The sequence below is a fragment of the Paenibacillus sp. 276b genome (assembly GCF_900107875.1).
Taxonomy (GTDB): Bacteria; Bacillota; Bacilli; order Paenibacillales; family Paenibacillaceae; genus Paenibacillus; species Paenibacillus marchantiae.
Genome location: NZ_FNRR01000001.1, coordinates 1827005 through 1851209, shown reverse-complemented (window position 1 = coordinate 1851209; position 24205 = coordinate 1827005). Strand labels below are relative to the sequence as shown.

Below are 24205 nucleotides of genomic sequence, written 5' to 3'. Positions count from 1 at the left end.
AAGTAATGAATGAAGGATGGCGATGGAAGACATGTTTAAGAAATTCCGATTTCGCGGCATCGTGAACGATATTCCTTTGAACTACAAGTTTATGCTGATCTATGTTATCGGTATTTTGCTTCCGATCATAGCAAGCAATTATTTGTTCATGGATCGTATGTCGGGGCTAATCAAGGAGCGGGAAGAGCAGAATCTGCAAATATCGCTGGAGCGGGCGAGAAAGGACATTCACACCATGATTGACGGGGGGATCGCTGTCAGTCACGCCTTAATCACGGACAAGCTGTTGTCCGAATCCATGGATCGTGTATACAAAGACCAATTGGATTTCTACAATACATTCGATGAACAGCTTCGCCATCGAGTGACTTCCTATATTCCCGTGAACAATCAAATCCAGCGGATCGGCATCTACACAGATAATCCAACGATTGTGTCTGGAGGGGATTATTATTATCTGGACAGCTCAATGAACGCCAGTGCCTGGTTCAGACAATGGGAAGCAGCAGGGGAATCACTAAGTGTACTCGCTTATCGCGATCAGGCAGCGAATGATCGCGCGGCGACCTCGTCGTATTTTAGCGTGATTGAAAAAATGGACTATTATAACGCAGACAACTCTTACGAGAAGTTAGTGCGCATTGATTTTTACCTTAATCGATTCTATGACGTTATTGCGAGAGAGAAAAGCTCGCTGGACCTGTATCTGGTCAACGCGAAGAATCAGATTATCGTGTCCACAGATGACAAGTATCAGGGTGAGGTAGATAGTGATTATGCGTTATTTGATACGAGCAAGGCGGCGGACAAGGACCTACATATCGTACCGATTGGCAAGGCCAGCTATGTGAAAGGTTGGAAGCTCATTGGCGTACCTCAGGAAACACGTGTCAAACAAGCGATGCTCTCCATGAAGCTTTATTTCGGCATGCTCGCTGGTATCATTACTTTGGTTACCTCCATCTTCATCTATGTCATGCTGCGCTCATACAATTATCGAGTGAAACGTCTGTCCAGACATATGCAAAAGGTGGGGAACGAGAAATTTGATCTGATCAACATTGATGGGGGACAGGATGAGATAGGTCATCTGATTCGTAATTTCAATATGATGACCGCTCAGATCCATTCCTTGATCAATAATGTGTACAAGCTTGAAATTCAGCAACGGAGCCAGGAGGCTGAGCGCATTCGCGCTGAACTGAATTTGCTGCAAAGCCAGATGAATCCCCATTTTTTATTTAATACGCTCAATGCGCTACTGGTGGTTAGCACCAAAAACAATTATGCGGATGTCAAAGACATTATCAAGGACCTATCCAAGTTGCTTCGCCGCTTGTTGAATTGGAAGGACGATGTGGTCACGCTGGAAGAGGAAATGAGTTTTACGGTCATGTATCTGGGGATCGAGAAGTTCCGTTTTCGAGACAAGTTTGAATATTACATTGATATTAGCGAAGAGGCGAGGCAGTATAGAATTCCAAAAATGAGTATCCAGCAGTTGGCAGAGAATGCTTGCAAACATGGAATTCAGGCTATTGAGGGGTTAGGGTATGTGAAGATTAAAGCGGAAGTTGTGAGCGAACGCCTGCGCGTCGTTGTATCCGATAATGGTAAGGGCATGGATAAGGAACGGCTGCAAGAGGTTCTGTATCATATGCGGAGCAAGGAGGAGAGCGGAGGGAGTAACATTGGCATACGTAACGTATATCGCCGTCTTGAATTGTATTATGACGATAAAGTGGATTTTAACTTGGTGAGCAGAATAGGAGAAGGGACAGAGGTCTCCTTCGAAATTCCATTGCAACTGTTAGATCATCAGGGTGAAGAAGGAGGTAAGGACAATGGCATTTAGAGCGCTGCTGATTGATGACGAGCCATGGGCGCTAGAGGGCTTGCAGCTGTGGATTCCATGGGAAAGTCTTGGCTTTGAGGTATGCGCTATGTGTGGCAACGGTGCGGAAGGGTTGGAACGAATGGAAGAGTTACAGCCGGATCTTGTCATGGTTGATATTCAAATGCCAATTATGAATGGGCTAGAGATGATTGAAGAATGGCGACGTAGAGGAAACTGGTCGACCAAGTTCATTATTCTTACGGGGTACAGCGATTTCGAGTTTGCGCGAAAAGCGCTTAAATTCAAAGTTTCCGGTTATCTGTTAAAACCATTGGATGAGGAACAGGCGGAGTCCGAGATTCGCATGATGGGCATGGAACTGATGAAGGAGCAAGAGCAGCTTTATATTGGGCAGATTGCATTGAGAGAGCAGGAAATGTTGACGATGAAGCAGGCTTTATTAGGCAAAGTGCTGTCTGCTGAGGGTACTCAATTGATGCAGTCCCTTTCCCAGTCAGCTGAATCCTGGATTGTATGCCTGGTTCAGGTATCGGAGAAAGAGTTTGGCCGGTGGAGCAGTCTTGCTTCAGAGATTCTGAACGGACGGGATGTCCTCTATATCATTCGTATGCGAAATGATCTTGTATCCATTGTGTTTGGCGATGTTTCCCCCGGACCTCGGAGAACGAGCGGAAATTTTAGAAAACAATTAGAAACACTGGCTCGCCGTCTGGCGGGCTTTCGTACATATATGGCGATTGGCTCAACCGAATCCTCTCTTCATCACATCAGCAACTCCCGCATAACAGCAGAGAAGGCGTTGCTGCACGCTTTTTATGAAGCGGAAGAGAACAGCATAATGGATTATGCCGATATCCAGAACCACGATTTTCAAAGGCATAACCAACAGGTTGAACTGATCGAGCGAGTACTGGGAGCACTTCAGCTCATTGATTACGCCAACTACCAGTCCGCTGTGGAGTTTATTGAGCAATCCTTTCGACAGATGCGGGTCCACCCGGATGAAGCCCGAAAATTTGTGATTTATCTTCTTCATGAAATTCGTGCTTACATGAGGGCGCAAATGGCAGAAGATTCAGAGAATTACCGTATGTTCGAAATTCCGGAACTGGATGAAGCACTGTTAACCCTTGATGATTTGATCGGCATGCTGCATTCGTGTGGAAGAGTCTGCTTTGAGTTTTTGCTTAAAGAGAGCGTCTTCGAAGCGCAAGGTATTGTACAGGAAATCAACGATTATATTCATACGCATTACCAGGAGGGATTGACTATTAAGTTGCTATCGGAACGTTTCTTCCTGCATCCGGCCTACTTGGGACAACTATTGATACGCAAAAATGGAATCGGCTTCAATGAACTGCTTCATAACCTGAGGGTTGAGGAGGCATGTCGGTTGCTACAGATGAATCAGTACAAAAATAGCGAGATCTCGGAAAAGGTTGGATACGCCAATTACCATCATTTTTTAAAGCAATTTGAGAAACGTATGGGCATGTCTCCTAACGAATACAAGAAAACCTGAGCTTTTCTCGGAAAGAGCTATAATTCGAATATAGTTTCCATAGAGATGTAAATTTATAATTAAATTATTCAAATGAAAGGGCTTTCATGTAGTGAGATCAAACTTTGGAGGTGCTTTATGGGGGACAGTAAAAAATCATTCTTCCGTATGGGGGCAACACTGTTATTGTCGTTGAGTGTTGTGCTAGCAGGTTGCTCAGGCGGCAATTCAGGCAGTGGAGAAGAGAGTAGTAAAGGTAGTGAGGTGGGGGCTGACAATCCGTTAGAAATCTCGGTATTCCTGAACGAGGCCGGACAACAGCCAACCGCTGACAACAAAATCTACAAAAAAATCAAGGATGAGCTTGGCGTTACATTCAAATTTGAATTTTTGGCTGGCGACAAAAACCAAAAGCTTGGCGTTATGATTGCCGGAGGAGATTATCCGGATCTGATCTCTGCGGACACCAAACTGACAGCAGCCGGTTCGGTCATTCCGTTGGAAGATCTGATCGAGGAGCATGCGCCTAATCTGAAGAAGCATTATGAGAAGTACTGGAATCAAATGAAGGACCCGAATGATGGACACATTTACTACCTGCCAAACTACGGTGCATACAACGGCGAAGTGGCTGATACTTACTACAGCGGACCTGCCTTTTGGATTCAAAAAGCCGTGTTGAAAGAGTTCGGTTATCCGACGCCCAAAACACTGGACGAATACTTTGACTTGATCGCGAAATACAAGGAAAAGTATCCAACTATTGACGGCAAACCGACAGTCGGTTTCGAGGTATTGAACTATGATTGGAAAAACTGGGGCTTGCTGAACCCGCCGCAGCATTTGATCGGTCATCCGAATGATGGTGGTGTGGTCGTCAACGACGGCAAGGCGGAGATTTTTGCAGACAAGGATTATGCCAAGACGTACTATCAGAAACTAAATGAAATCAATGCACAAGGCTTGCTGGATAAGGAAGCGTTTGCACAAAACTACGACCAATATATGGCCAAATTGTCCAGTGGGGCAGTACTCGGCATGTTCGACCAACACTGGAATTTTCTCAGCGCGGAAGATTCGCTCATAACTCAGGACAAAATTGAACGCACGTACGTCGGCTTCCCGCTGGTATACGACAGCAGCACGAAGGACTACTATCGCGACCGCGCGGCGCTCAACCTGAACAATGGTTACGGCATTACTGTAAGTGCCAAGGACCCTGTGAAAATTATTAAAGCGCTCGACAAGCTTATGGAAGAAGATTGGCAAAAGACACTCACTTGGGGCATTCAGGATGAAGACTATTACGTGAATGACGAAGGCCGTTTCATGAAAACCCAAGAGCAGCGCGACAATGCCGCAGATGCGGCCTGGAAACTGGCCAATAAAGCAGATGCTTTCTATGGAACCGCACCGAAGATGGAAGGTTACTTTAGCGATGGCAACGCTACTTCAGCAAGCAATCAGCCGGAAGAATATCAAGCCAGCTTGAGACCGTTTGATAAGGAAGTTTTGGACGCCTACGGTTTCAACAGCTATGTGGATTTCTTCAGTGCTCCACCAGAGAATCCGGTTACTTACCCGGCTTGGTCCGTCGATCTGGTTGAGGGATCTCCAGCCAAAATTGCCAATACGAAGCTGAACGAATTATCAACCAAATATTTACCGAAAGCGATTTTGGCTAACACATCCGAATTCAGCAGTGTATGGAGCGAATACGTTTCCGAAATTCAAAAGCTGGATATCAAGGCTTTCGAAGGCCGCATCAATGAAGTATTGCAGTGGAGAATCGATAACTGGTCAGTGAAATAAGAAAATGCTGTCAGGAAGGAGGGCTACCTTCCTTCCTGATTTTTTTAAAGAACATATCGCTGGACGTTATTCCTTTCAATATAAAGATGGATAGGAGCCTGATATTATGGAGGAAATTGTAGTGGGTACCAAGCCGCTCCGACCGAAGAAAAAACCGAAAATTAGGCGGATTACTTGGCAAAATATCAAAGCACAGAGACAGCTCATATGGATGTCTGTTCCTCTGCTTGCGTACATTATTATCTTTGCTTATGTGCCTGTCTGGGGCTGGACGATGGCTTTTCAGGATTACAAACCAGCCAGAAGTTTCTCGCAGCAAACGTGGGTAGGGTTCAAGCATTTTCAATTTTTGTTCACGGATGACAATTTCTTGCGCGTGCTTCGTAATACGCTTGCCATGAGTATCATCAACATGATTTTGGGTTTCGTTACCGCTATTGTTTTGGCATTGTTACTCAATGAAATCAAGAAGATCATGTGGAAGCGGACGGTACAAACCATCTCTTATCTTCCTCACTTCTTATCATGGATTATCGTTACCGGCATCGTAGCGACATCGCTTGCTTCTGACGGCATTGTCAACGATATCCTCATGAAACTGCACTTAATCAACGAGCCGATCTTGTGGCTGACGGAAGGGAAATATTTCTGGGGCGTTGTTGCAAGTTCTCATATTTGGAAAGAAGTCGGATGGAGCACCATTATTTATTTGGCGGCCATGGCCTCTATTGACCCGGCACAGTATGAAGCAGCCGATATTGATGGAGCCAATCGATATCAAAAAATGTGGAATGTCACCTTGCCGGGAATCAAGCCTACCATTGTCATCCTGCTGATTATGTCGATTGGACATATTCTCGAAGCCGGCTTTGAGGTTCAGTATTTGCTGGGCAACGGACTCGTTGTGGACTGGTCGGAAACGATTGATATCTTTGTGCTCAAATACGGGATTGCACAGGGCAACTATTCGCTCGCAACTGCAGGCGGAATATTCAAGACCGTGGTCAGCATTACGATGTTACTTGTAGCGAATTGGACCGCCAAGCGGCTTGGGGAAGAGAGGCTGTTATAATGACGAAAAAAACACCATTGTCTGGTTTAGGAAATACAGCGGCGCTTTCCGTACGCCGCCCAGGTGGCAGAGGCATGGAACCGTTTCTGTTCAACACCTTTAACACCATCTTCATGGTTCTGCTGGTGATTGTGACGTTGTATCCATTTTTGAACACCATTGTGGTTTCGTTTAATGCAGGGAATGACACCATTCGAGGAGGCTTATATTTGTGGCCCCGCGATTTCACCATGCAGAATTACAAAGCCGTATTTGCATCAGGCACAATTTATAACGCATTTTTGATTTCCGTTGCACGTACAGTACTATCCACCGTTCTGAACATTTTCTTGACCACCATGCTCGCTTATACGCTGAGTCGGCGCGATTATATTTTCCGCAAGCTGATTACGACCATTTTTGTACTCACCATGTATTTCAACGCAGGGCTTATTCCGGGATACTTCCTGATGAAGGACCTGCACTTAATCAATTCATTCTGGGTATATGTTTTACCATCGCTGATTAGTGCGTTTAACCTGATCGTCATTCGTACTTATATATACACGATCCCCGAAAGCTTGATTGAATCTGCCAAAATTGACGGAGCAGGAGATTTCAGAATTTTCTGGAGAATTATTTTTCCACTGTGCAAGCCTGTGCTGGCGACCATTGCGCTCTTTGTCGCAGTCGGCGCGTGGAATTCCTGGTTCGATGCTTTTCTGTACACGTCATCACGTCAGGAGCTCAGCACACTGCAATACGAACTGATGAAGCTGTTGTCTTCCAGTATGAATGCCAACAGTAATCCTTCCGTTGCCAACGGCGTGGGGGTGGAGCATTCAACACAGGTAACTCCAATTTCCATTCGTGCTGCAGTTACAATTGTCGCTTCTGTTCCGATCTTGCTGGTGTATCCGTTTATGCAAAAATACTTTGTCGTTGGACTAAATGTAGGGAGTGTGAAGGAATAGATGAAGCAGCTTCAAGCTAATACGATCTGTTATGCCAACCCAATCCTTCCTGGATTCTATCCGGACCCCAGCATTGTGAAGGCTGAAGAATTTTTTTACCTCATTTGCAGTTCATTTGAGTATTTTCCCGGAGTGCCGATCTTTCGGAGCCGGGATCTCATTCACTGGGAGCAAATCGGCAATGTGTTGGATCGGGTCAGCCAGCTTGATTTGACCGGACGGAAAAGCTCAGACGGCATTTATGCTCCGGCACTGCGTTACCATGAAGGTACATTTTACATGATTACGACAGATGTGAGAGGCATCGGCAATTTCTACGTGACGGCAACCGACCCTGCTGGCCCCTGGTCTGATCCAATTCGTATTCCATACGGTGGAATTGACCCATCGCTATTTTTTGACGACGATGGCAAAGTGTACGTGACCGCACAACAAGGTGCCGATTACGATTCTCATGCCATCCAGTATGAGATCGACATCGCTACAGGTGAGGCTCTCTCTGAACCACAAGTTGTCTGGCACGGAGATGGAGGGCCATGGACCGAAGGGCCACATCTGTACAAAATCAATGGATTGTATTACATGATGTCTGCTTCTGGCGGGACGGCCAAGGATCATCGTGAGATCATCGGCCGAAGCGATCGACCTTATGGTCCGTTTGAACGCTATCCTGAGCCGATCCTGACCCATCGCCATCTGGACCATCCGATCCAGTATTTGGGTCATGCCGATCTGGTGGAGGATCACCACGGAGACTGGTGGGCCGTTTTCCTTGGCGTGCGTTTGACAGAGGAAGGATATAGTGTGCTTGGACGTGAAACCCTCCTCGCCCCGGTCGTTTGGAACGAGGGGTGGCCCCACATTGACAACAATGAAGGAATAGTGAGTCTGGACATGAAGGTCCAGCGATTGCCAATGACATTACCTTCTTTGCCCGGGAGCCATACTGCCATCGTTGTCGGCCGGGACGAATTCGACGGAGAACTCGGGTCGCAATGGATGTTTGTGCGCAACCCTACAGAAGGAGCATGCTCGCTTACAGAAAAACCAGGTTACCTGACGTTGTATGGGCAGGATGGAAGTCTTGAAGACGTGGGTCAGATCACGTTTGTTGGCCGCAGGCAGCAGCATATTCATGCCAGCTTTACGACCTGCCTGACTTTCATGCCAGTTGCCGATGGAGAAGAAGCGGGATTATGTGTTCGCCGGGATGAGGATGCACACTATGAGATTGGCATAAGACGGTTGAACGGACGAAACATACTCTTTGCTCGCTTGACGGTGCGCGGAGAGTCGAACATGGTTCACGAGAGCGAGACTGTAACGGAGCGGCTGTCGCTCCGAATCGAATCGACAGAGAAGGAATATAGGCTGACTTGTTCCGAGGACGGACAGAACTGGACAGCATTGGGTTCAGGCTCGGCACGTGCCATATCACCGGAGGACTTTGTGCACAAAATGTGCTTTACCGGAGCGGTGGTCGGACTATACGCTACCGGCAATGGTAAGGCAAGCAGCACACCTGCCCATTTTGATTGGTTCGAGTACTCGGTCTGATTCAGTTGCTAATAAATCAATGCGAAGAAGGAAATTTAAAGGAGGGAAATTATGGGTTCGTTTCGAAAAGAGGTTTCACTGAAGGAATTGTACAAGGATGCATTCCACATTGGAGCAGCAGTGAGTCCGAAGACGATTGACAGCCAGCGTTCATTGCTCGCCTATCACTTCAACAGTCTGACGGCAGAAAATGAAATGAAATTCTCCAGTGTGCATCCGCAGCAGGAACGGTATACGTTTGAGGATGCGGATTTCATCGCTTCCTTTGCCAGAGAGCAGGGCATGGCGCTGCGTGGTCATACGCTGGTCTGGCACAACCAGACTCCGGATTGGTTGTTCGAGAATGAAACTGGCGGACTGGTGGAGCGCGATGTATTGCTGGAGCGATTGAAGGCACACATTGAGACCGTTGTTGGCAGATATAAGGACGTTATCTATGCTTGGGACGTTGTAAACGAAGTTATTTCCGATGATGCGGATGATGCAAACGCATTCCTGCGCCCATCCAAATGGCTGGATATCGCCGGAGAGGATTTTATTGCCAAAGCGTTTGAATTCGCGCATGAAGCAGATCCGCAAGCGTTGTTGTTCTACAACGATTATAACGAATCTGATCCACATAAGCGGGAACGCATCTATCGGCTCGTCCGTTCATTACTCGATCAAGGCGTGCCAATTCATGGCGTTGGTCTGCAGGCGCACTGGAATCTGTATGATCCGTCCTTGGATGATATGCGCGCAGCAATTGAGCGGTATGCGCAGCTTGGACTGCAGCTTCAGCTCACCGAACTGGATGTATCGGTATTTCGCTTTGAAGACAGACGTACAGATCTCGTTCAGCCATCGCAAGAGATGCTGGAATTGCAAGCCGAGCGATACGAATCCATCTTCCGCCTGCTCCACGAATATAAGGAGCATATTAGCGCTGTGACATTCTGGGGGGCTGCCGACGACTACACCTGGCTTGACAATTTCCCTGTTCGAGGGCGAAAAAACTGGCCATTCCTGTTCGATGAGTTGCATCGTCCAAAGGAAGCGTATCAGCGTGTTGCGCGAATCATTGTACCCAAGTGACATGAAACGGATCAATATCGATTCGTTTAACCCACAGCATCTCGAAGAGATACTTGGGAGTACATATCTATTGGAAGGAGCCATTTGTATGTCCGAATTACCGAAACCGCATCAACCTATAGTTACCCATATATTTACTGCTGATCCGTCAGCGCATGTATTCGAGGATCGTATTTATATTTATCCTTCCCATGATCTGGATCACGACGGTCCGGTGAATGACAATGGAGATCAGTACAAGATGGAGGATTATCATGTACTCTCTATGGCGGACATGAATTCAGCCGTGACGGACCATGGCGAAGCTCTGCATGTGAAGGATGTACCTTGGGCGTCCAGTCAAATGTGGGCTCCGGATGCCGCATACAGAAAAGGCACCTATTATTTGTTTTTCCCGGCTCGGGACCATGATGGTATTTTCCGCATCGGCGTGGCTACATCGTCTTCACCGACAGGGCCGTTCAAACCGGAGGAGCAATATATTCAGGGCAGCTTCAGCATTGACCCCGCAGTGTTTGTAGACGATGATGAGCAGGCTTATATGCTCTTTGGCGGGTTGTGGGGGGGACAGTTGGAGAAATGGCAGACTGGAAGCTACGTGGAACATGCGGAAGGTCCTGCTCCGGATGCTTCGGCGATCGGACCAAAAGTTGCAAAGCTGAGTGAAGATATGCTCTCGATGGTGTCGGAGCCGCTGGAGTTATCCATCGTAGATCAGGATGGAAAGCTGCTGACCGCTGGGGATGAGGATCGCAGATATTTTGAAGGCCCTTGGATGCACAAATATAACGGGAAATATTATTTGTCCTACTCCACAGGAACAACGCACAAGCTGGTGTACGCCATTGGCGACAATCCGATGGGTCCGTTTACATTCCAAGGTACCTTTTTACCGCCAGTCATGGGCTGGACAACGCATCATTCGATTGTACAATTTCGGGAAAAGTGGTATTTGTTCTATCACGATTGTTCCCTTTCTGGCGGCGTCGATTACAAGCGCTGCGTAAAGTTTGCTGAGTTAACGTACAATCCGGATGGCACGATTCGCATGATTGATCCGTATCCAGACAAGTGAAATGGATGTGAATAGGACGGTAACCCGTATCCTTTTACCTATAACTGTAGATCCTGAAGAGCCCTAGAGTGAATACGCATTTCAGGGCAAGGATACGATTTTCAAAGAGGAAAATGCTTAAAACTCCGTGCCAAAGCACGGAGTTTTCCAATATACGGGCAGATCGAATGGGATTAACCTAGTTGCTGCGAACCATTGAACCACACGGATTTGATCGACAAGGTATCCGAAATATTAGTTGTTGGATCACCGTCCACGAGAATAAGATCTGCGCGCGCACCTTCGGTAATACGGCCGCGATCATGGAGACCAAAGCAACGAGCCGGTTTCGAAGTGGCCGACTGAAGAGCTTCGATCGGAGTGAACCCAGCCTTCACCAGCAGTTGCATTTCGTGGTGGACACTTGCCCCATGAGCAAGGCCACCGAGGTTTGGAACGGGAACCGGCGCGACATCCGTCCCTACCAGAATATCAACTCCGGCTCGGTGAAGGTCCATCACATTTTTAAAGCTGTTCTCCATATTGCCTTGTGGGAACGTATTGAAGCTTGAGTTCAAAATATCAATCCAATCAGAATTTAATTTGGAATGAACACGCGGATCATTGGCCAATTCGGATGCCGGATTTCCGATAATCGACGAATTCAACACCAAGCACGGTGTAACAAAAGCGCCTGAAGCTGCTATGGATTTCACTAACTCGGAGGTGTACTCGGGTCTGTCGATAAACAAGTGGCCCAAACCGTCGACTCCAAAATCGATGGCTTGTTGCGATGAAAGAGCTGTCAAGACGTGGGCGATAACCAGCTTACCGGACTTGTGGGCTTCTGTCACGGCTGTTTTTAGAATCTCGTCGCTTAATACAGGCAGGCCAGGTGCACCCATGACCGTTCCTTCTTCAATCATGATCTTAATATAGTCGGCCCCATTCTCGACTTGGGTATGCACATGTTTACTCGATTCTTCGACTGTTGTCACTTGCGGTATTTCATCGTGATCGTGAGCGTATGCGGCTAACATTGCTTCCCGATCTTCCTCCGATAACTTCTCTAGTTCCTTTAATACGAATTCAGGTATTTCATCTCCATCCGGCAATAATTCATCCGGATGTCCACCCGGAGCGGTGATTGCTGTGCCAGCGGAACGGACATCTGCGATGTCATTCACATTTTTCAACTGAATTTCGCGCCCTCGTTTAGTAAAATCACCGTTCATTTCGAGTTCAGTGGTAACGCCGAATTTTAGCGCATCTCGTAATCCGCCGATGGAAGTGTGGACATGTGCATCAATCAGACCAGGCATTAGAGTCGCATTTTCTCCATCGATAATTGTTGCATCCGCCGGAAGGTCTCCACCGACTGAAACAATAGACTTCCCTTTAATGACAACATGTCTAGGCGCAATGATTTGCTCACCATCAAAGATACGTACATTTGTAATCACTGTAACTTGTTCTAACGCAGCATTTTGAGTTACCTTCTCCATTTGAATTCCTCCCAAGTGTTTGTTTGTCGAACAATTCGAATCATAACTGTTAGTCTTCTAACTGTCAACGAGCTAATGTTTTTTTGACAAGCCAATGGGATCGCTGTATAGTTTATTTACTTACAATTAGATTCCTAACAATCAAAGGAGGGAAGATTATGAAATCCCGAAAGGAAACACCTTATCTGGATTTATTTCAGATTATCGGTCTTAAGTTAAAGAAAAGAGCGGACGAGAGTATAAAAGAGCTGGGCTTAAACGCTCAACAAGGAAAAGTAATCGATTATATTTACGAAAACCAAAATAGTCATATTATTCAAATGGATCTTGCAGATCGGTTTCATCTAAGTCGGGCCAGCATTACAAGTATGCTTCAAGCTCTAGAGCAAAAAGGGTTAATCGAGCGTAAAATCCCGGCCAATAATGAACGGCAAAAAAACATATACGTATTGCCAAAAGCGATTGAACTGATTGAAGATTTTCAAGACTCTTTCCAAAAGGTGGAGGAAGAAATCATTCAAGTCCTTACCGACGAAGAGAAGCAAGTATTAAAGAAATTGTTGATCAAAATCAATGAGACTATATAAAGAAGACACTTCCCTATGAAATGATGGCTGATTAAAAGGTTTTAGTCCCACTGAAAGTCCCTATTTAATTAGCCTAATTCCAAAAATCGCTTTAGATGACTATCTATAACGAGTGAATCCGCTTCGTTTGCACCGATTCCAAAGCAGTGTCCCCAATTGGATTCTATGGGTTGAAAAACAGCATTCGACATATGTTGAACGTCATACCTACTATCCTCTGGAGTGAAAAACAAATCACTTGATCCCGGCATAACGAGTGCAGGAGAGGAGATTTTACGTAATGCCTGTTCGAAGTTGTACTGGTCGACGGGATTATCGCTAATGTCTCCACTTATTCCTGTACGTAACATGGCAATCAAGTCATTCGCATCAAAGGACAAAAATACTTGGTCCCAGTATTCTTCTGCATAATGTTTCAATGAGCTGTATCCCTCGGATTGATACAATCTCTCCAAATAGTATGAATTTGAAAATCCCCAAGGGGCATAAACCCTCCCCATCGCTGCGAGACCGTCAACAGGTGGTTGCTTGTAAAGTCCTCTTTCCCATTTTGAATCCGCTTGTAGTGCTGCGATCATACTCTGGAATACCAGTTGTGCTAGCGGCCTCGTTTTCGCCGTTCCGCCAAATGGTGCAATACGTTCGACCATTTCAGGATAACTTGTTCCCCATTGAAAAACTTGCATTGCTCCTAGAGACCAACCCACAACTAGCTTGATTTTGCTGATACCGAATTTTTCAGTCATGAGTTGATGTTGAGCACGTACATTGTCATACATAGAGATGAGAGGGAAATTGGATTTATCAAAAGGAGCGGGAGTATTATTGGGAGAGGACGATAATCCGTTACCCAACATATTGGGCACAATGATAAAATATCGATTAGGATCTAGTGCCTTGTTCTCTCCAATTAACCATTCATTATCGGTGTGAAGACCAGCAAACCAAGTCGGATACACAATAACATTGTTTTTTGCGGCATTTAAGGTACCGTAGGTCTTATAAGCAATAAATGCTTGAGGGAGTTGCTGACCGGATTGAAGCAATAGATCTCCAAGGGGATACGTTTCATAATCTTTCATTGATGGATGCTCCTTCATAACCAAATTAGTAATAACTTGATTTTCACTCTACAATACGCTTATCATCAATTCAACGAAACGTTTTTGAAGGTAACATTCAATTTTTTTGAACAAAGAAGGTGTTCGATTATGGAAATACGTCAACTAAAAACCTTTTGGACTCTGGCTTCTACACGCAGCTTTAGTCGGACTGCTGAACTATTGAGCTATGTACCATCTACCATAACCATGCAGATCAAATCCTTGGAAGAAGAGTTGGGCGTAAAATTGCTGGATCGACTAGGCAAAAATGTCATGTTAACGGATGCCGGCCAACAATTCTTGCCTTATGCTACTAAAATCCTGAACGATGTAGAAGAGGCCAAGTGTGTATCAAGTCAGCACGGGGAAACGACAGGAACGGTTACTATCGGGGCAGACGAAGTTCTTTGTGCATACTTTCTTCCTGCTTTGTTCAAACGCTTCCGGGAGAACTACCCAGACGTTCGTCTTTTGTTTCGTCCCTTGTCCGGACAAGAGCTTAGAAACAGCCTAAGAGAAGGACTTACAGATGTGATATTTGTATTGGATGAATTCGTTGCAGCCAAAGATCTTCATTCAGAATTTTTGAAAGATGAGTATTTTAAAATGGTGGTTTCTCCAGATCATATGTTAGCAACGCACTCCTCATTGATCATTGATGACTTTCACAAACAGCATTTTTTGTTGACTGAAAAAAACTGTTCTTATCGCACTCCTTTTAACCAGTCCTTATTGAAAAAAGGCGCCGATGCTTTGACAGAACTGGAGTTTCATAGTGTAGAAGCAATTAAACAATGCGCTGTGGCTGGTCTTGGGATCGCCCTGTTACCTGAGATGGCTTTAAAGGAAGAATTAAGAGAGGGGAGACTAGTTGCTTTACCATGGGATTTATCGGATGTATCCTTTTCCGCACAGATGCTCTGGCATCGTGAGAAATGGATTTCTCCATCAATGGCTGCCTTCATCGATATCGCAAAGAGTGAGTTAAAAACGGAAGAAGTATCTGGCTCATAAGAGGGAGAACACCAAAGGCAAAGCCCGTGAAAGGATTCTAAGGAGGGTCGCGTTAACCCGAGAATAGATACGTTGAAAATGAAAAAAAGATAAAGATGGTCGCTAATTCAGCGGCTTTTTTGTTTTATTGCTACAAGTTCTTTTCCCACGCGAGGGAAGATCGCTAACTGTGGAAAATCTTTTTTTAGATACTGGTTTGCTTGGCGGGACAGAACTGAACTTTAAATCGTGTTGTTAAAAGGTCCACTGTAAGTAATTTATAGGTTTAATTCTCCGTTTTACTTAAGCCATTTATGTCGCTTTTTCGATATGCTAGCGGAACTAATCCTATGTGCTTGCGAAAAAGGGATGAGAAGTAGCTCACACTTTGAAAGCCGCAGGCAAGTGCGATTTCACTCACAGATCTTTTAGTTTCCCTCAACATCTCACAACTTTTATGAAGGCGGTATCGAGTTAGATAGTTGTTGGGAGTTTGACCCACGTATTTATTAAATAAAGTACAGCAGCGGCTTCGACAAACGGCTCCTGAGGACGCAATGTCTTCAAGAGTTATTTTTTGCTCGTAGTTTTGATGAATGAATCGAGTCATTTGCTGAATATTCGTCCATAATTGCACATCGTGGATATCTCCCACCTTCGGTTGCAAGTGATCTCCAATACCAGCACATAAAGATAAAGCCTGAGAAGTTAAGCGGAACGGATTTGGAGCAAAGCTATTATGCATTTCAGCATAGATCGCTTGAATGGATAACAATATCTCGTGCTGCCAGGAGATCTGTTCTGCTAGTAATACAAAATCATCCATGTTTGGCCCAAACTTCTCTTCCCAGTAAGCTCGTATGAACGAACCTTCCCCGATAAGAGAGGAATGGATCACTATAACGATAAATGAACAATTACAATGACTGTGAGAAAAACCAAAATGCAAACGATGGCTATTCACAAAAATCCCATTTCCTTGCTCTAATTTAATGGTCTGTCCGTTAACAGAATACTCCATGGAGCCTTCCAGAATGTAAATGAACTCAACATCCGAATGCCAATGAGCGGCAGCTGCAAAATTATCAAATTCATTCAAGCTTCCTCTCCGGACATACAAGGGTAGGTCAGGTAGATTATAATTCAATCTTTCCGATAAATCAGAAAATACCTCTAAATTTTTCATCCAACAAAGTACCTCCAATAAATATACGATTTTGACAAAAGTATAGCCAATATTTATGGAAAGGACAATGAATTTATCCTATCTTGATAATATGGATACCAACAGAGAGGGGTGGATGTACGTTAAAAAGAAAAAGCGCATACAGTTAACTACTCCTATGACGCGAGATTTTAATAAGGAATTAATCACGCTTGTCATTCCCATTGCATTACAAAATCTAATCTCAGCAACAGTTATATCAGCTGATGTAGTTATGTTGGGAATGATTAGCCAATCTACAATGTCGGCCGTATCGCTAGCGGGACAAATCACCTTCGCATTAACATTGTTTTACATGGGAATGGCTACGGGAGCAGGGGTTTTGACTGCACAATATTGGGGGAAGAAGGATGTACAAACCATACAGCGTATTCTCAGCACTGCCTGCTTGTTCTCATTTAGTATCTCTATTTTGTTTTTTTTAGTATCTTTTTTATATCCTGAAACGTTAATGCGTTTTTTTACAAATGATAGTGAATTAATTCGATTTGGTTCAATATTTCTAAAGATGAATTCGTTTTCTTATCTTGCAATGGGCATTTCACAAATGTATCTTAGCGTGATTAGAAGTATGGAAAATGCAAAACTAAGCGCTTGGATTAGTTCACTATGTTTAATGTTAAACATTTTGTTTAATGCGTTATGTATCTTTGTCCTTTTCCCAGACAGACCTGAAATGGCAATCATGGCGGTAGCTCTTGCTACAGTTTTAGCTCGGTTTATTGAGTTGGGCTGCTGTGTTATATACTCAGTGACGAGAGGATCGATTCGCTTTCGTTTTCCCATATGGGATGGAATTCAGCGCAATCTCCTAAAGGATTTCCTGAAATACACCATGCCTGTACAAGGCAATTACATTGTTTGGGGAGGGGCACTAACTGCGACTGCCGCAATTATTGGACATGTAAGTGCTGATATGGTTGCAGCGAATTCTGTTGCATCCGTGGTTAAGAATTTAACCATTGTCCTGTGTGGAGGTATTGCTAGTGGGGGATCTATATTGGTTGGGAAATATCTAGGTAAAGGGGAGATCGACAAAGCAAAACAGGTGGGAAGCAGAATGAATCTTTATGCTTTACTATTTGGAGTATTAGCAGGATGTACAATTATCCTGATAAAACCCCTTGTTTTCTCCGTAGTAAATCTAAATGTCATTTCTCAAAACTACTTGGATGGAATGTTATATATCAGTGCATTTTATTGTATTGCTAAATCCATTAATGCCACTAATATCTCAGGAATATTTACTGCAGGTGGTGACTCTAAATTTGGCTTTTGGTGTGATTCGATTGTAATGTGGGGTATTATTTTGCCGCTTGGTTATCTCTGTGCTTTTGTCTGGCACGTATCACCCCTTGTATTATATATCGTCATTAGTTTGGATGAGATCATTAAGTTGCCATTGGCATTTTACCGTTATCGCCAATTCAAATGGCTAAATAATATTACAAGGACTTTTTCACCAGTAGGTTAAGAAATAGACGGTCAAAGAATGTAAGGTCAACTAAAATAAATAGATTAGATTAAATTCAGAGGAGACTAAGGCATGAATATTACAGAACGAATGGCAAGCCGACAACTGTTTACGGATCACGATGCGAATTATCCACAGGAAGCTTCTGATCTGGCTCGGGCGCGTCAACGAGGAAAGGCACTATGTTATGAGATCAATCGCTTACATCCCGATGATATTGAAATGCGTAAGACTCTGATGGAACAACTTTTCGGTAGTATTGGTGAAAATGTTTGGATGGAACCTCCTATTCGGATGTCGTATGGATCAAACACTACAGTAGGCAACAATGTCTATATCAACTTTAATTTAACTGTTGTCGATGACTATAAAGTCACGATTGGAAACGATGTCATGTTTGGTCCGAATGTCACGATTGCTGTAACCAATCATCCAGTACATCCAGAAAAGCGCAAAGAAGGTGGAATGTTCGCCCTACCGGTAGTCATCGAGGATGGCGCATGGATCGGTAGCTGCGCTGTGATTGTGCCAGGAGTTACTATTGGTTCGGGTAGTGTGATCGGTGCAGGAAGCGTGGTAACCAAGGATATTCCTAGTAATGTTATCGCTGTGGGTAATCCCTGCAGGGTCCTTCGTGAAATCACCGATCATGACAGAGAGTATTACTACAAAAACATGCGTTTCGACCAAGTCGAATGGTAGTGGATAACCAAGCAAATAATCAAATCTAACGTGGGCCGACTTAGACGTTACCTGGTAAGGAGAGAATATGGAAGAATGATGCCATTCATTGTTGAAATCATTATATCTGTATGTATTTTGATTGGATTATATTGTGTAGTAGGTAGGTTATTGGAATCCCCACGAGTTGTCAGTTACGCAGAGCATTTAGAAGAACAATTTGAAAGAAATCTTAATCTTTATGAAGACAACACAAATTGAATATTAAAGTATAAGATCTATAGATATAAATTGCTTTTATCCCCTTTTCGTAGACAAGAAAAAAAAGACATCTGTTAAGATGGACTTAATCTTGCTGAGCGGAGGGGATTTTTTTATGGATAAAAAAGGGAAATCATATCAATGGTGTGGCCGAAAGGGTCGACTTGTATATGGATTGAACTAACGCATTGGATAGTTTAAGCTTATTCACACTGGTTTATCATAGATCGTATTTAAATACATTAAAGAGCCGATTCTTTTCTTATGAGGGAATTGACGTTTCATTAGCCAAAAACACGATGACATTCAAATCACATTGAAATAGGGTGGAAACATGGATAAAGGATTTACATTAGCTAATCAACTATTAACGCTGCTTGATACGGAACAAAGATGGTTTATCTTAGCTGAAGTTGAAAAAAGTTTAGGTATCTCCGATAAAACCATACGTAAGATGGTTGAGGAAATCAGCAAGCAATTACCCCCTACGGTAACCATAGAAGTTTCTAGAGGAAAGGGAATCGTTCTTCGGCGCGATGGGCGAAGTGAGACGATGAGTGAAGTGATTTCTTCAATGTTCAGACAAACCATTTTTTATCGACTGATGAATGTTTTGTTCACGAATGTGGATCGACTGTCCGTGGAGGAGCTTGCCGGAGTCATGTTTATGAGTACCTCGTCGTTGAAGAAACTGATCGTGCAATTAAATAATAATGATCTAAAAGCGTATAAGTTACGCATTACATATTCAACCCCGATGATCAAAGGGAATGAAATGAATATTCGATATTTCTATTGGAAGTTATATTGTGATGCGTATGAGTTCACAGGATGGCCCTTTGCGAATGTCGATTTTGCATATATCAATCAGTTAATCACAAATACAGAGAATGAGAAAAATATTGTGTATTTTATCAATTCCAAACGGAGATTATCCTTTTTGTTGGCCATTGTTGTGGAAAGAGTCGCTAAAGGCAAATACGTAAAAATCGACGAAAGTGCTTACCCTTGGGAAAAGGGGATGTTTTATTTGCCTGTGAAGACCCTTGCCAAGAGTCTTGGAGAGAAGCTTTCCATTGATTTTCCCCATAGTGAAATTTACTTTATGCAATCTCTGGTCAGTCTCAGCCAATATCATTATTATGAAGGATCAGAAATAACGCCGATGAAAGAAGTTGAATTGCATAAGGACAAAGAAGAATATCAAATGGGTAATCTGCTTCTAAGGCTACTAGCCAAAGTATACCCTAACTTGGAGATGGAAGAACGATTTCTATTGGAGATATACGCGTTTTTTGACAAGTTATTAATCGATAATGCAATTCCTGAATGGATGATGATTTCACAAAGTAATTTAACGGCTTATGTTCAAAAGGAATGCCAACAGCTTTATCAAGAACTACAAACCTGCATGCAAACGTGGAGTAAAGCTTATCCTGCCGTCTTGTACAATAATTTTCATTTAACCAAGCTAACCTTAATTGTTCGTTCCAATTTACGTTATAAAAGGAAAAGGGCCTTCTTGGTGATTGGAGAAGAATTTTCAATTCGTCATTACATAGCGGATTTGATCAAGAAGGAAATTGGGGATCAGCTGATCATCATTACTTCCATAATGAAAGGGCTCTCCGACGAAATGATGCAGCAACATCAGATTGATTTTGTCATTAGTAATATCCCTGTTGCATTGCAGACCGTGCCTGTTGTTATTATCTCTACGATCCCGTCTAAAAGAGATCTGGACAATATTCGTAAAGAATTACTTTTATAATTTGATCAATTATTTCCCGTATCCTTCGTAAGATTTTGGTCTAGTTTGTTATGCTGAAAAATCTTATGCTCAATGTACTTTCCGAACAGATTTTCTTGAAGGCAAGCGGAAGAGATTTCGGTAAGCCTGAGTTCAACATTGAGAGTAGGAGGCAGAAATATGAGTAGGCATTTAGGCGCGAAAAAAGGAGAAATAGCGGACATCGTTTTGCTTCCAGGAGATCCTTTACGTGCAAAATTTGTAGCAGAACACTTTTTAGATGAGGCCAATTGTTATAACGAAGTAAGAGGCATGTATGGGTACACTGGATTATACAAGGGGATACGGGTATCAGTTCAGGGGACAGGGATGGGAAATCCATCGATGAGCATCTATGCAACGGAATTGATTGTCGATTATGAAGTGAAGAAATTGATTCGTATTGGTACATGTGGCGCGATGCAGAAAGAAATTAATATCCGCGATATTGTAATAGCCCAATCCGTGTCTTCAGATAGTAATATGACGGATAAGATCTTCCATGGCTGTAATTATGCACCTACAGCAGATTTCTCATTGTTAATGAAAGCGTATCAACAAGCACAAGCTAAACAAGTAAATGTCTTTGTAGGCAACATCTATAACTCCGATGAATTCTACCGTGAGAGCTTAGATCGACTTCACAAGTTTATGGATTTTGGTGTATTAGGAGTTGAAATGGAAAGCACAGCCCTATATACGTTAGCCGCTAAATATGGCGTGAAAGCGCTATCTATTTTGACAGTAGGTAGTCAATTGTTAACACAGGAGCACTTAACTCATCAAGAAAGTGAACAATCATTTTATGAAATGGTCGAAATCGCTCTTAACACAGCCATTGAGAGCTAATCTACCGATAAGAGTAGTGTAGTAAGAAAAGAGAGTGAGAAAGAAATGAAGGTAGTACTGTCTGGATTGCAGTGGATGATGTTTATGATCGCAGGTGCAATTGCTGCGCCAATTGCTATCGCAGATTTATATAACCTAACACCCATGGAGGCTTCTGGACTGATCCAGAGCACACTAATTACTTTAGGAATAGCTGGATTTTTACAAGGCGTCATCGGCCATAAATTCCCTATTCATGAAGGTCCAGCAGGGTTATGGTGGAGCATTTTCACTATTTACGCAAGTTTAGTGGGGGTATTGTATTCTTCGAATATAGCTGCCCTGCAAGCTTTAAGTGGGGGAATGATCTGTAGTGGAGTTTTATTTATCCTAATCTCAGCATTTAAGCTGATGGATAAAATCGCTCGTCTATTTACGCCAACGGTCACTTTTATATATTTGCTCTTATTGATCTTTCAATTAAGCGGTTCTTTTATGAAAGGTATGATGGGGATCACGTCAAGCCACACCTTGTTAGATGTTAAAGTGTTCTTGCTGAGTGTGATTGTGATTTGCATTACCTTTGGGTTAGGGAACAGTCGCTTTGTTTTGCTGCGCCAATTTTCAGTAATAATCAGTATATCGATAGGCTGCTTATTGTTTATCATATGCGACAAGATGCCGGTGATTTCACCGGCGGATACACTATTTAAACTGCCAAAACTATTTCCTTTTGGAAGTCCAAGATTTGATAGCGGGACAGTCACAACTGCCTTTCTATTAACACTATTGTTAATAACCAATGCGCTTGCGTCTATTCGGTTGATGGAGACCGTTATGAAACAAAAGAAATTGGATCATAACCGTTATTTGCGTGCCGGATTTACTTCTGGCATTACCCATTTTATTGGTGGCAGTTTCGGAGCGATTGGCTCAGTGCCTATTTCGGGAGCGGCGGGATATGTTGAACAAACAGGGATGAGGGAACGGAAATCGTTTTTAATTGGATGCATCTTAGTCATCTCTGTATCCTTGTTTCCGCCAATAATGAACGTAATATCCGGTATTCCAGCGCCTATAGGCTATGCCGTTACATTCGTTATCTTTGTGAAGATGGTTGGATTATCGCTGAAGGAATTGAAGAAGGTTCTGCATGAAGAACGAACATTTGTTGTTAGCGGAGTTTCTCTTTTAGTTGGTGTGGGTTTAATGTTTATTCCTACATCCGCTACGAGCCATTTATCTCCGATTGTAATAGCCATTTTGAATAATGGGTTAATTTGCGGAAGTCTATTGGCGATTATTTTGGAACAAGGGTTAATGTGGAAAGATGCAAATCGATATGAGGATTCCAAAAAAAGTATCGATAATTTGGAGGGTTAATTATGCATTATCTAATTTCTGTTGTTGGTCTGGTTATTGTTCTATTACTAGCCTGGCTTGCGAGTAATAATAAACGGAAAATCAAATATCGTCCAATCATCATAATGATTGTTATTCAGTTAGGTTTGGGATTAATTATACTAAAAACGAGTATAGGCGAATTCTTAATTAAAGGGTTTGCCGATAGTTTTTCGAAATTACTTGGATATGCCAACGAAGGAACGAACTTTGTTTTTGGTGGGATTGCCAATGAAGGAGCTCATACCTTTTTCCTGTTTGTGTTGATGCCAATTGTTTTTATGTCAGCATTAATAGGAATCCTGCAACATTACAAAATACTGCCGTTCATTATCAAGTATATTGGTCTGGTGCTAAGTAAAGTAAATGGCATGGGAAAATTGGAATCTTATAATGCGGTTGCAGCCGCAATTGTAGGACAGAATGAAGTATTTATTTCTGTGAAAAATCAGCTTGGATTATTGCCAAAACATCGCTTGTATACATTATGTGCATCTGCAATGTCAACGGTATCCATGTCTATTGTTGGTTCATATATGACGATGCTGGAACCTAAATATGTAGTAGCTGCATTAATTTTAAACCTATTTGGCGGCTTTATCATTACATCCATCATTAATCCGTATGAAGTTACAGCAGAAGAAGATATTGTTGAAGTTAAGGAAGAGGGCAAACAAACGTTTTTTGAAATGCTGGGCGAATATATTATGGATGGATTTAAAGTAGCCATCGTAGTTGGGGTAATGTTAGTTGGTTTTGTTGGAATCATTGCTTTAATTAACGGGGTCTTTAGTGGCATATTTGGAATATCATTTCAGGGAGTTCTAGGGTATGTCTTTGCACCAATTGCCTTTATGATCGGTGTGCCATGGCATGAAGCGGTTCATGCGGGGAGTATCATGGCAACGAAGCTGGTTGCGAACGAATTTGTTGCCATGCTAGACTTTGTTAAGATTCAAGACGGTTTAAGTGGCCGTACTACAGCTATTGTTTCCGTTTTTCTAATCTCATTTGCTAACTTTGGGTCCATTGGTACTATCGTGGGTGCAGTAAAAGGGCTGAATGAAAAACAGGGGAATATTGTTGCTCGCTTTGGATTGAAGCTGTTATATGGCGCAACACTTGTAAGCGTTTTATCTGCTATAATTATCGGAATTATATTTTAGTTGAATCATTTCTATTTTGAATACCATTGAACTCGAAATGGAGCTGTTCCAAAAAGACAGTTGATGTCAGAGGGACATAAAAATTATCACATTAAAAGTCGCTAATTTTAGCGGCTTTTTTTTTCGTCTGTTTGCTCATATTCGGGACGACGAACCGGTTGCTGTCTATATAGTCACGAGCGGTCAGACCGGGGTTTTCAGCCTGAACTGTACATTGAATAATTACAGACTGTCAGTCCAATACGTCCGATCGAGGGAATCGGCTCACTCACCGATCAACACATTAAATTTAAGAAAGTATATATTGACAG

19 protein-coding genes are annotated in these 24205 nt (G+C 43.2%); 16 read left to right on the top strand and 3 right to left on the bottom strand.

Going from position 1 to position 24205, the window contains the following annotated elements:
* Positions 1–31 precede the first annotated feature (31 nt).
* From BLV50_RS07770 to BLV50_RS07735, 8 genes are all read left to right on the top strand, one after another.
* A complete protein-coding gene (locus BLV50_RS07770; protein ID WP_063563958.1) occupies positions 32–1855 on the top strand; it encodes a sensor histidine kinase in 1824 nt (607 codons plus the stop codon).
* Positions 1845–3380, top strand: a complete 1536-nt coding sequence (locus tag BLV50_RS07765) for a response regulator transcription factor (RefSeq protein ID WP_090806824.1) — start codon at positions 1845–1847, stop codon at positions 3378–3380. Before BLV50_RS07770 ends, BLV50_RS07765 begins: the two co-directional genes overlap by 11 nt.
* Before the next feature lie 117 nt (positions 3381–3497).
* Positions 3498–5171 carry a type 2 periplasmic-binding domain-containing protein gene (locus tag BLV50_RS07760; RefSeq protein WP_090806821.1) on the top strand — a complete coding sequence of 558 codons (1674 nt, stop codon included), beginning with the start codon at positions 3498–3500 and terminating at the stop codon, positions 5169–5171.
* A gap of 106 nt (positions 5172–5277) precedes the next feature.
* Positions 5278–6243, top strand: a complete 966-nt coding sequence (locus BLV50_RS07755; RefSeq protein WP_063563656.1) for an ABC transporter permease — start codon at positions 5278–5280, stop codon at positions 6241–6243.
* Entirely contained in the window at positions 6243–7196 is a 954-nt protein-coding gene (locus BLV50_RS07750) for a carbohydrate ABC transporter permease (RefSeq protein ID WP_063563657.1), read from the top strand. The genes BLV50_RS07755 and BLV50_RS07750 overlap by 1 nt, the downstream gene beginning before the upstream one ends.
* A complete protein-coding gene (locus tag BLV50_RS07745) occupies positions 7197–8753 on the top strand; it encodes a glycoside hydrolase family 43 protein (RefSeq protein WP_090806819.1) in 1557 nt (518 codons plus the stop codon). It abuts the gene before it with no gap.
* A gap of 51 nt (positions 8754–8804) precedes the next feature.
* A complete protein-coding gene (locus BLV50_RS07740; RefSeq protein WP_090806817.1) occupies positions 8805–9827 on the top strand; it encodes an endo-1,4-beta-xylanase in 1023 nt (340 codons plus the stop codon).
* A gap of 88 nt (positions 9828–9915) precedes the next feature.
* Positions 9916–10902 carry a glycoside hydrolase family 43 protein gene (locus tag BLV50_RS07735; RefSeq protein WP_090806815.1) on the top strand — a complete coding sequence of 329 codons (987 nt, stop codon included), beginning with the start codon at positions 9916–9918 and terminating at the stop codon, positions 10900–10902.
* Positions 10903–11075: 173 nt separating this feature from the next.
* Here BLV50_RS07735 and BLV50_RS07730 read toward each other — a convergent pair whose 3' ends face one another.
* Positions 11076–12386, bottom strand: a complete 1311-nt coding sequence (locus BLV50_RS07730) for an amidohydrolase family protein (protein WP_090806813.1) — start codon at positions 12384–12386, stop codon at positions 11076–11078.
* 158 nt (positions 12387–12544) lie between these two features.
* Between BLV50_RS07730 and BLV50_RS07725 the strand changes: the two genes are divergently transcribed.
* The gene (locus BLV50_RS07725; RefSeq protein WP_063563662.1) at positions 12545–12973 is read left to right on the top strand and encodes a MarR family winged helix-turn-helix transcriptional regulator; all 429 of its coding nucleotides are present in this window, start codon (positions 12545–12547) and stop codon (positions 12971–12973) included.
* Between the two features lie 68 nt (positions 12974–13041).
* Here BLV50_RS07725 and BLV50_RS07720 read toward each other — a convergent pair whose 3' ends face one another.
* Entirely contained in the window at positions 13042–14055 is a 1014-nt protein-coding gene (locus BLV50_RS07720) for an alpha/beta fold hydrolase (RefSeq protein WP_090806811.1), read from the bottom strand.
* A 129-nt stretch (positions 14056–14184) separates the two neighbouring features.
* Between BLV50_RS07720 and BLV50_RS07715 the strand changes: the two genes are divergently transcribed.
* Positions 14185–15090, top strand: coding sequence for a LysR family transcriptional regulator (locus BLV50_RS07715; protein ID WP_090806809.1), 906 nt, complete (start codon positions 14185–14187; stop codon positions 15088–15090).
* 265 nt (positions 15091–15355) lie between these two features.
* Here BLV50_RS07715 and BLV50_RS07710 read toward each other — a convergent pair whose 3' ends face one another.
* Positions 15356–16255: an AraC family transcriptional regulator gene (locus tag BLV50_RS07710; RefSeq protein WP_090806807.1), complete on the bottom strand. Its 900-nt coding sequence runs from the start codon at positions 16253–16255 to the stop codon at positions 15356–15358.
* A 91-nt stretch (positions 16256–16346) separates the two neighbouring features.
* Between BLV50_RS07710 and BLV50_RS07705 the strand changes: the two genes are divergently transcribed.
* The 6 genes from BLV50_RS07705 (at position 16347) to BLV50_RS07680 (ending at position 23894) form a co-directional block, all read left to right on the top strand.
* The gene (locus BLV50_RS07705; protein WP_256337888.1) at positions 16347–17768 is read left to right on the top strand and encodes an MATE family efflux transporter; all 1422 of its coding nucleotides are present in this window, start codon (positions 16347–16349) and stop codon (positions 17766–17768) included.
* A gap of 72 nt (positions 17769–17840) precedes the next feature.
* Positions 17841–18470, top strand: a complete 630-nt coding sequence (locus BLV50_RS07700; protein WP_090806805.1) for a DapH/DapD/GlmU-related protein — start codon at positions 17841–17843, stop codon at positions 18468–18470.
* A 574-nt stretch (positions 18471–19044) separates the two neighbouring features.
* Positions 19045–20481 (top strand): AcpB/EbpR/MafR family transcriptional regulator, encoded by a 1437-nt coding sequence (locus tag BLV50_RS07695; protein ID WP_090806803.1) that lies wholly within the window; start codon positions 19045–19047, stop codon positions 20479–20481.
* Between the two features lie 159 nt (positions 20482–20640).
* Positions 20641–21348 (top strand): purine-nucleoside phosphorylase, encoded by a 708-nt coding sequence (deoD, locus tag BLV50_RS07690; protein WP_064637627.1) that lies wholly within the window; start codon positions 20641–20643, stop codon positions 21346–21348.
* 45 nt (positions 21349–21393) lie between these two features.
* Complete coding sequence (locus BLV50_RS07685) at positions 21394–22710, top strand: purine/pyrimidine permease (RefSeq protein ID WP_090806800.1); 1317 nt, start codon at positions 21394–21396, stop codon at positions 22708–22710.
* A gap of 2 nt (positions 22711–22712) precedes the next feature.
* A complete protein-coding gene (locus BLV50_RS07680) occupies positions 22713–23894 on the top strand; it encodes a NupC/NupG family nucleoside CNT transporter (RefSeq protein WP_063563670.1) in 1182 nt (393 codons plus the stop codon).
* Positions 23895–24205: the final 311 nt, after the last annotated feature.

What these genes read in the sequence shown, in the direction of transcription:
- BLV50_RS07770 (WP_063563958.1), top strand. Translation starts at nt 32, where the DNA reads ATGTTTAAGAAATTCCGATTTCGCGGCATCGTGAACGATATTCCTTTG.
- BLV50_RS07765 (WP_090806824.1), top strand. Translation starts at nt 1,845, where the DNA reads ATGGCATTTAGAGCGCTGCTGATTGATGACGAGCCATGGGCGCTAGAG.
- BLV50_RS07760 (WP_090806821.1), top strand. Translation starts at nt 3,498, where the DNA reads ATGGGGGACAGTAAAAAATCATTCTTCCGTATGGGGGCAACACTGTTA.
- BLV50_RS07755 (WP_063563656.1), top strand. Translation starts at nt 5,278, where the DNA reads ATGGAGGAAATTGTAGTGGGTACCAAGCCGCTCCGACCGAAGAAAAAA.
- BLV50_RS07750 (WP_063563657.1), top strand. Translation starts at nt 6,243, where the DNA reads ATGACGAAAAAAACACCATTGTCTGGTTTAGGAAATACAGCGGCGCTT.
- BLV50_RS07745 (WP_090806819.1), top strand. Translation starts at nt 7,197, where the DNA reads ATGAAGCAGCTTCAAGCTAATACGATCTGTTATGCCAACCCAATCCTT.
- BLV50_RS07740 (WP_090806817.1), top strand. Translation starts at nt 8,805, where the DNA reads ATGGGTTCGTTTCGAAAAGAGGTTTCACTGAAGGAATTGTACAAGGAT.
- BLV50_RS07735 (WP_090806815.1), top strand. Translation starts at nt 9,916, where the DNA reads ATGTCCGAATTACCGAAACCGCATCAACCTATAGTTACCCATATATTT.
- BLV50_RS07730 (WP_090806813.1), bottom strand. Translation starts at nt 12,386, where the DNA reads ATGGAGAAGGTAACTCAAAATGCTGCGTTAGAACAAGTTACAGTGATT.
- BLV50_RS07725 (WP_063563662.1), top strand. Translation starts at nt 12,545, where the DNA reads ATGAAATCCCGAAAGGAAACACCTTATCTGGATTTATTTCAGATTATC.
- BLV50_RS07720 (WP_090806811.1), bottom strand. Translation starts at nt 14,055, where the DNA reads ATGAAAGATTATGAAACGTATCCCCTTGGAGATCTATTGCTTCAATCC.
- BLV50_RS07715 (WP_090806809.1), top strand. Translation starts at nt 14,185, where the DNA reads ATGGAAATACGTCAACTAAAAACCTTTTGGACTCTGGCTTCTACACGC.
- BLV50_RS07710 (WP_090806807.1), bottom strand. Translation starts at nt 16,255, where the DNA reads ATGAAAAATTTAGAGGTATTTTCTGATTTATCGGAAAGATTGAATTAT.
- BLV50_RS07705 (WP_256337888.1), top strand. Translation starts at nt 16,347, where the DNA reads ATGGATACCAACAGAGAGGGGTGGATGTACGTTAAAAAGAAAAAGCGC.
- BLV50_RS07700 (WP_090806805.1), top strand. Translation starts at nt 17,841, where the DNA reads ATGAATATTACAGAACGAATGGCAAGCCGACAACTGTTTACGGATCAC.
- BLV50_RS07695 (WP_090806803.1), top strand. Translation starts at nt 19,045, where the DNA reads ATGGATAAAGGATTTACATTAGCTAATCAACTATTAACGCTGCTTGAT.
- deoD (WP_064637627.1), top strand. Translation starts at nt 20,641, where the DNA reads ATGAGTAGGCATTTAGGCGCGAAAAAAGGAGAAATAGCGGACATCGTT.
- BLV50_RS07685 (WP_090806800.1), top strand. Translation starts at nt 21,394, where the DNA reads ATGAAGGTAGTACTGTCTGGATTGCAGTGGATGATGTTTATGATCGCA.
- BLV50_RS07680 (WP_063563670.1), top strand. Translation starts at nt 22,713, where the DNA reads ATGCATTATCTAATTTCTGTTGTTGGTCTGGTTATTGTTCTATTACTA.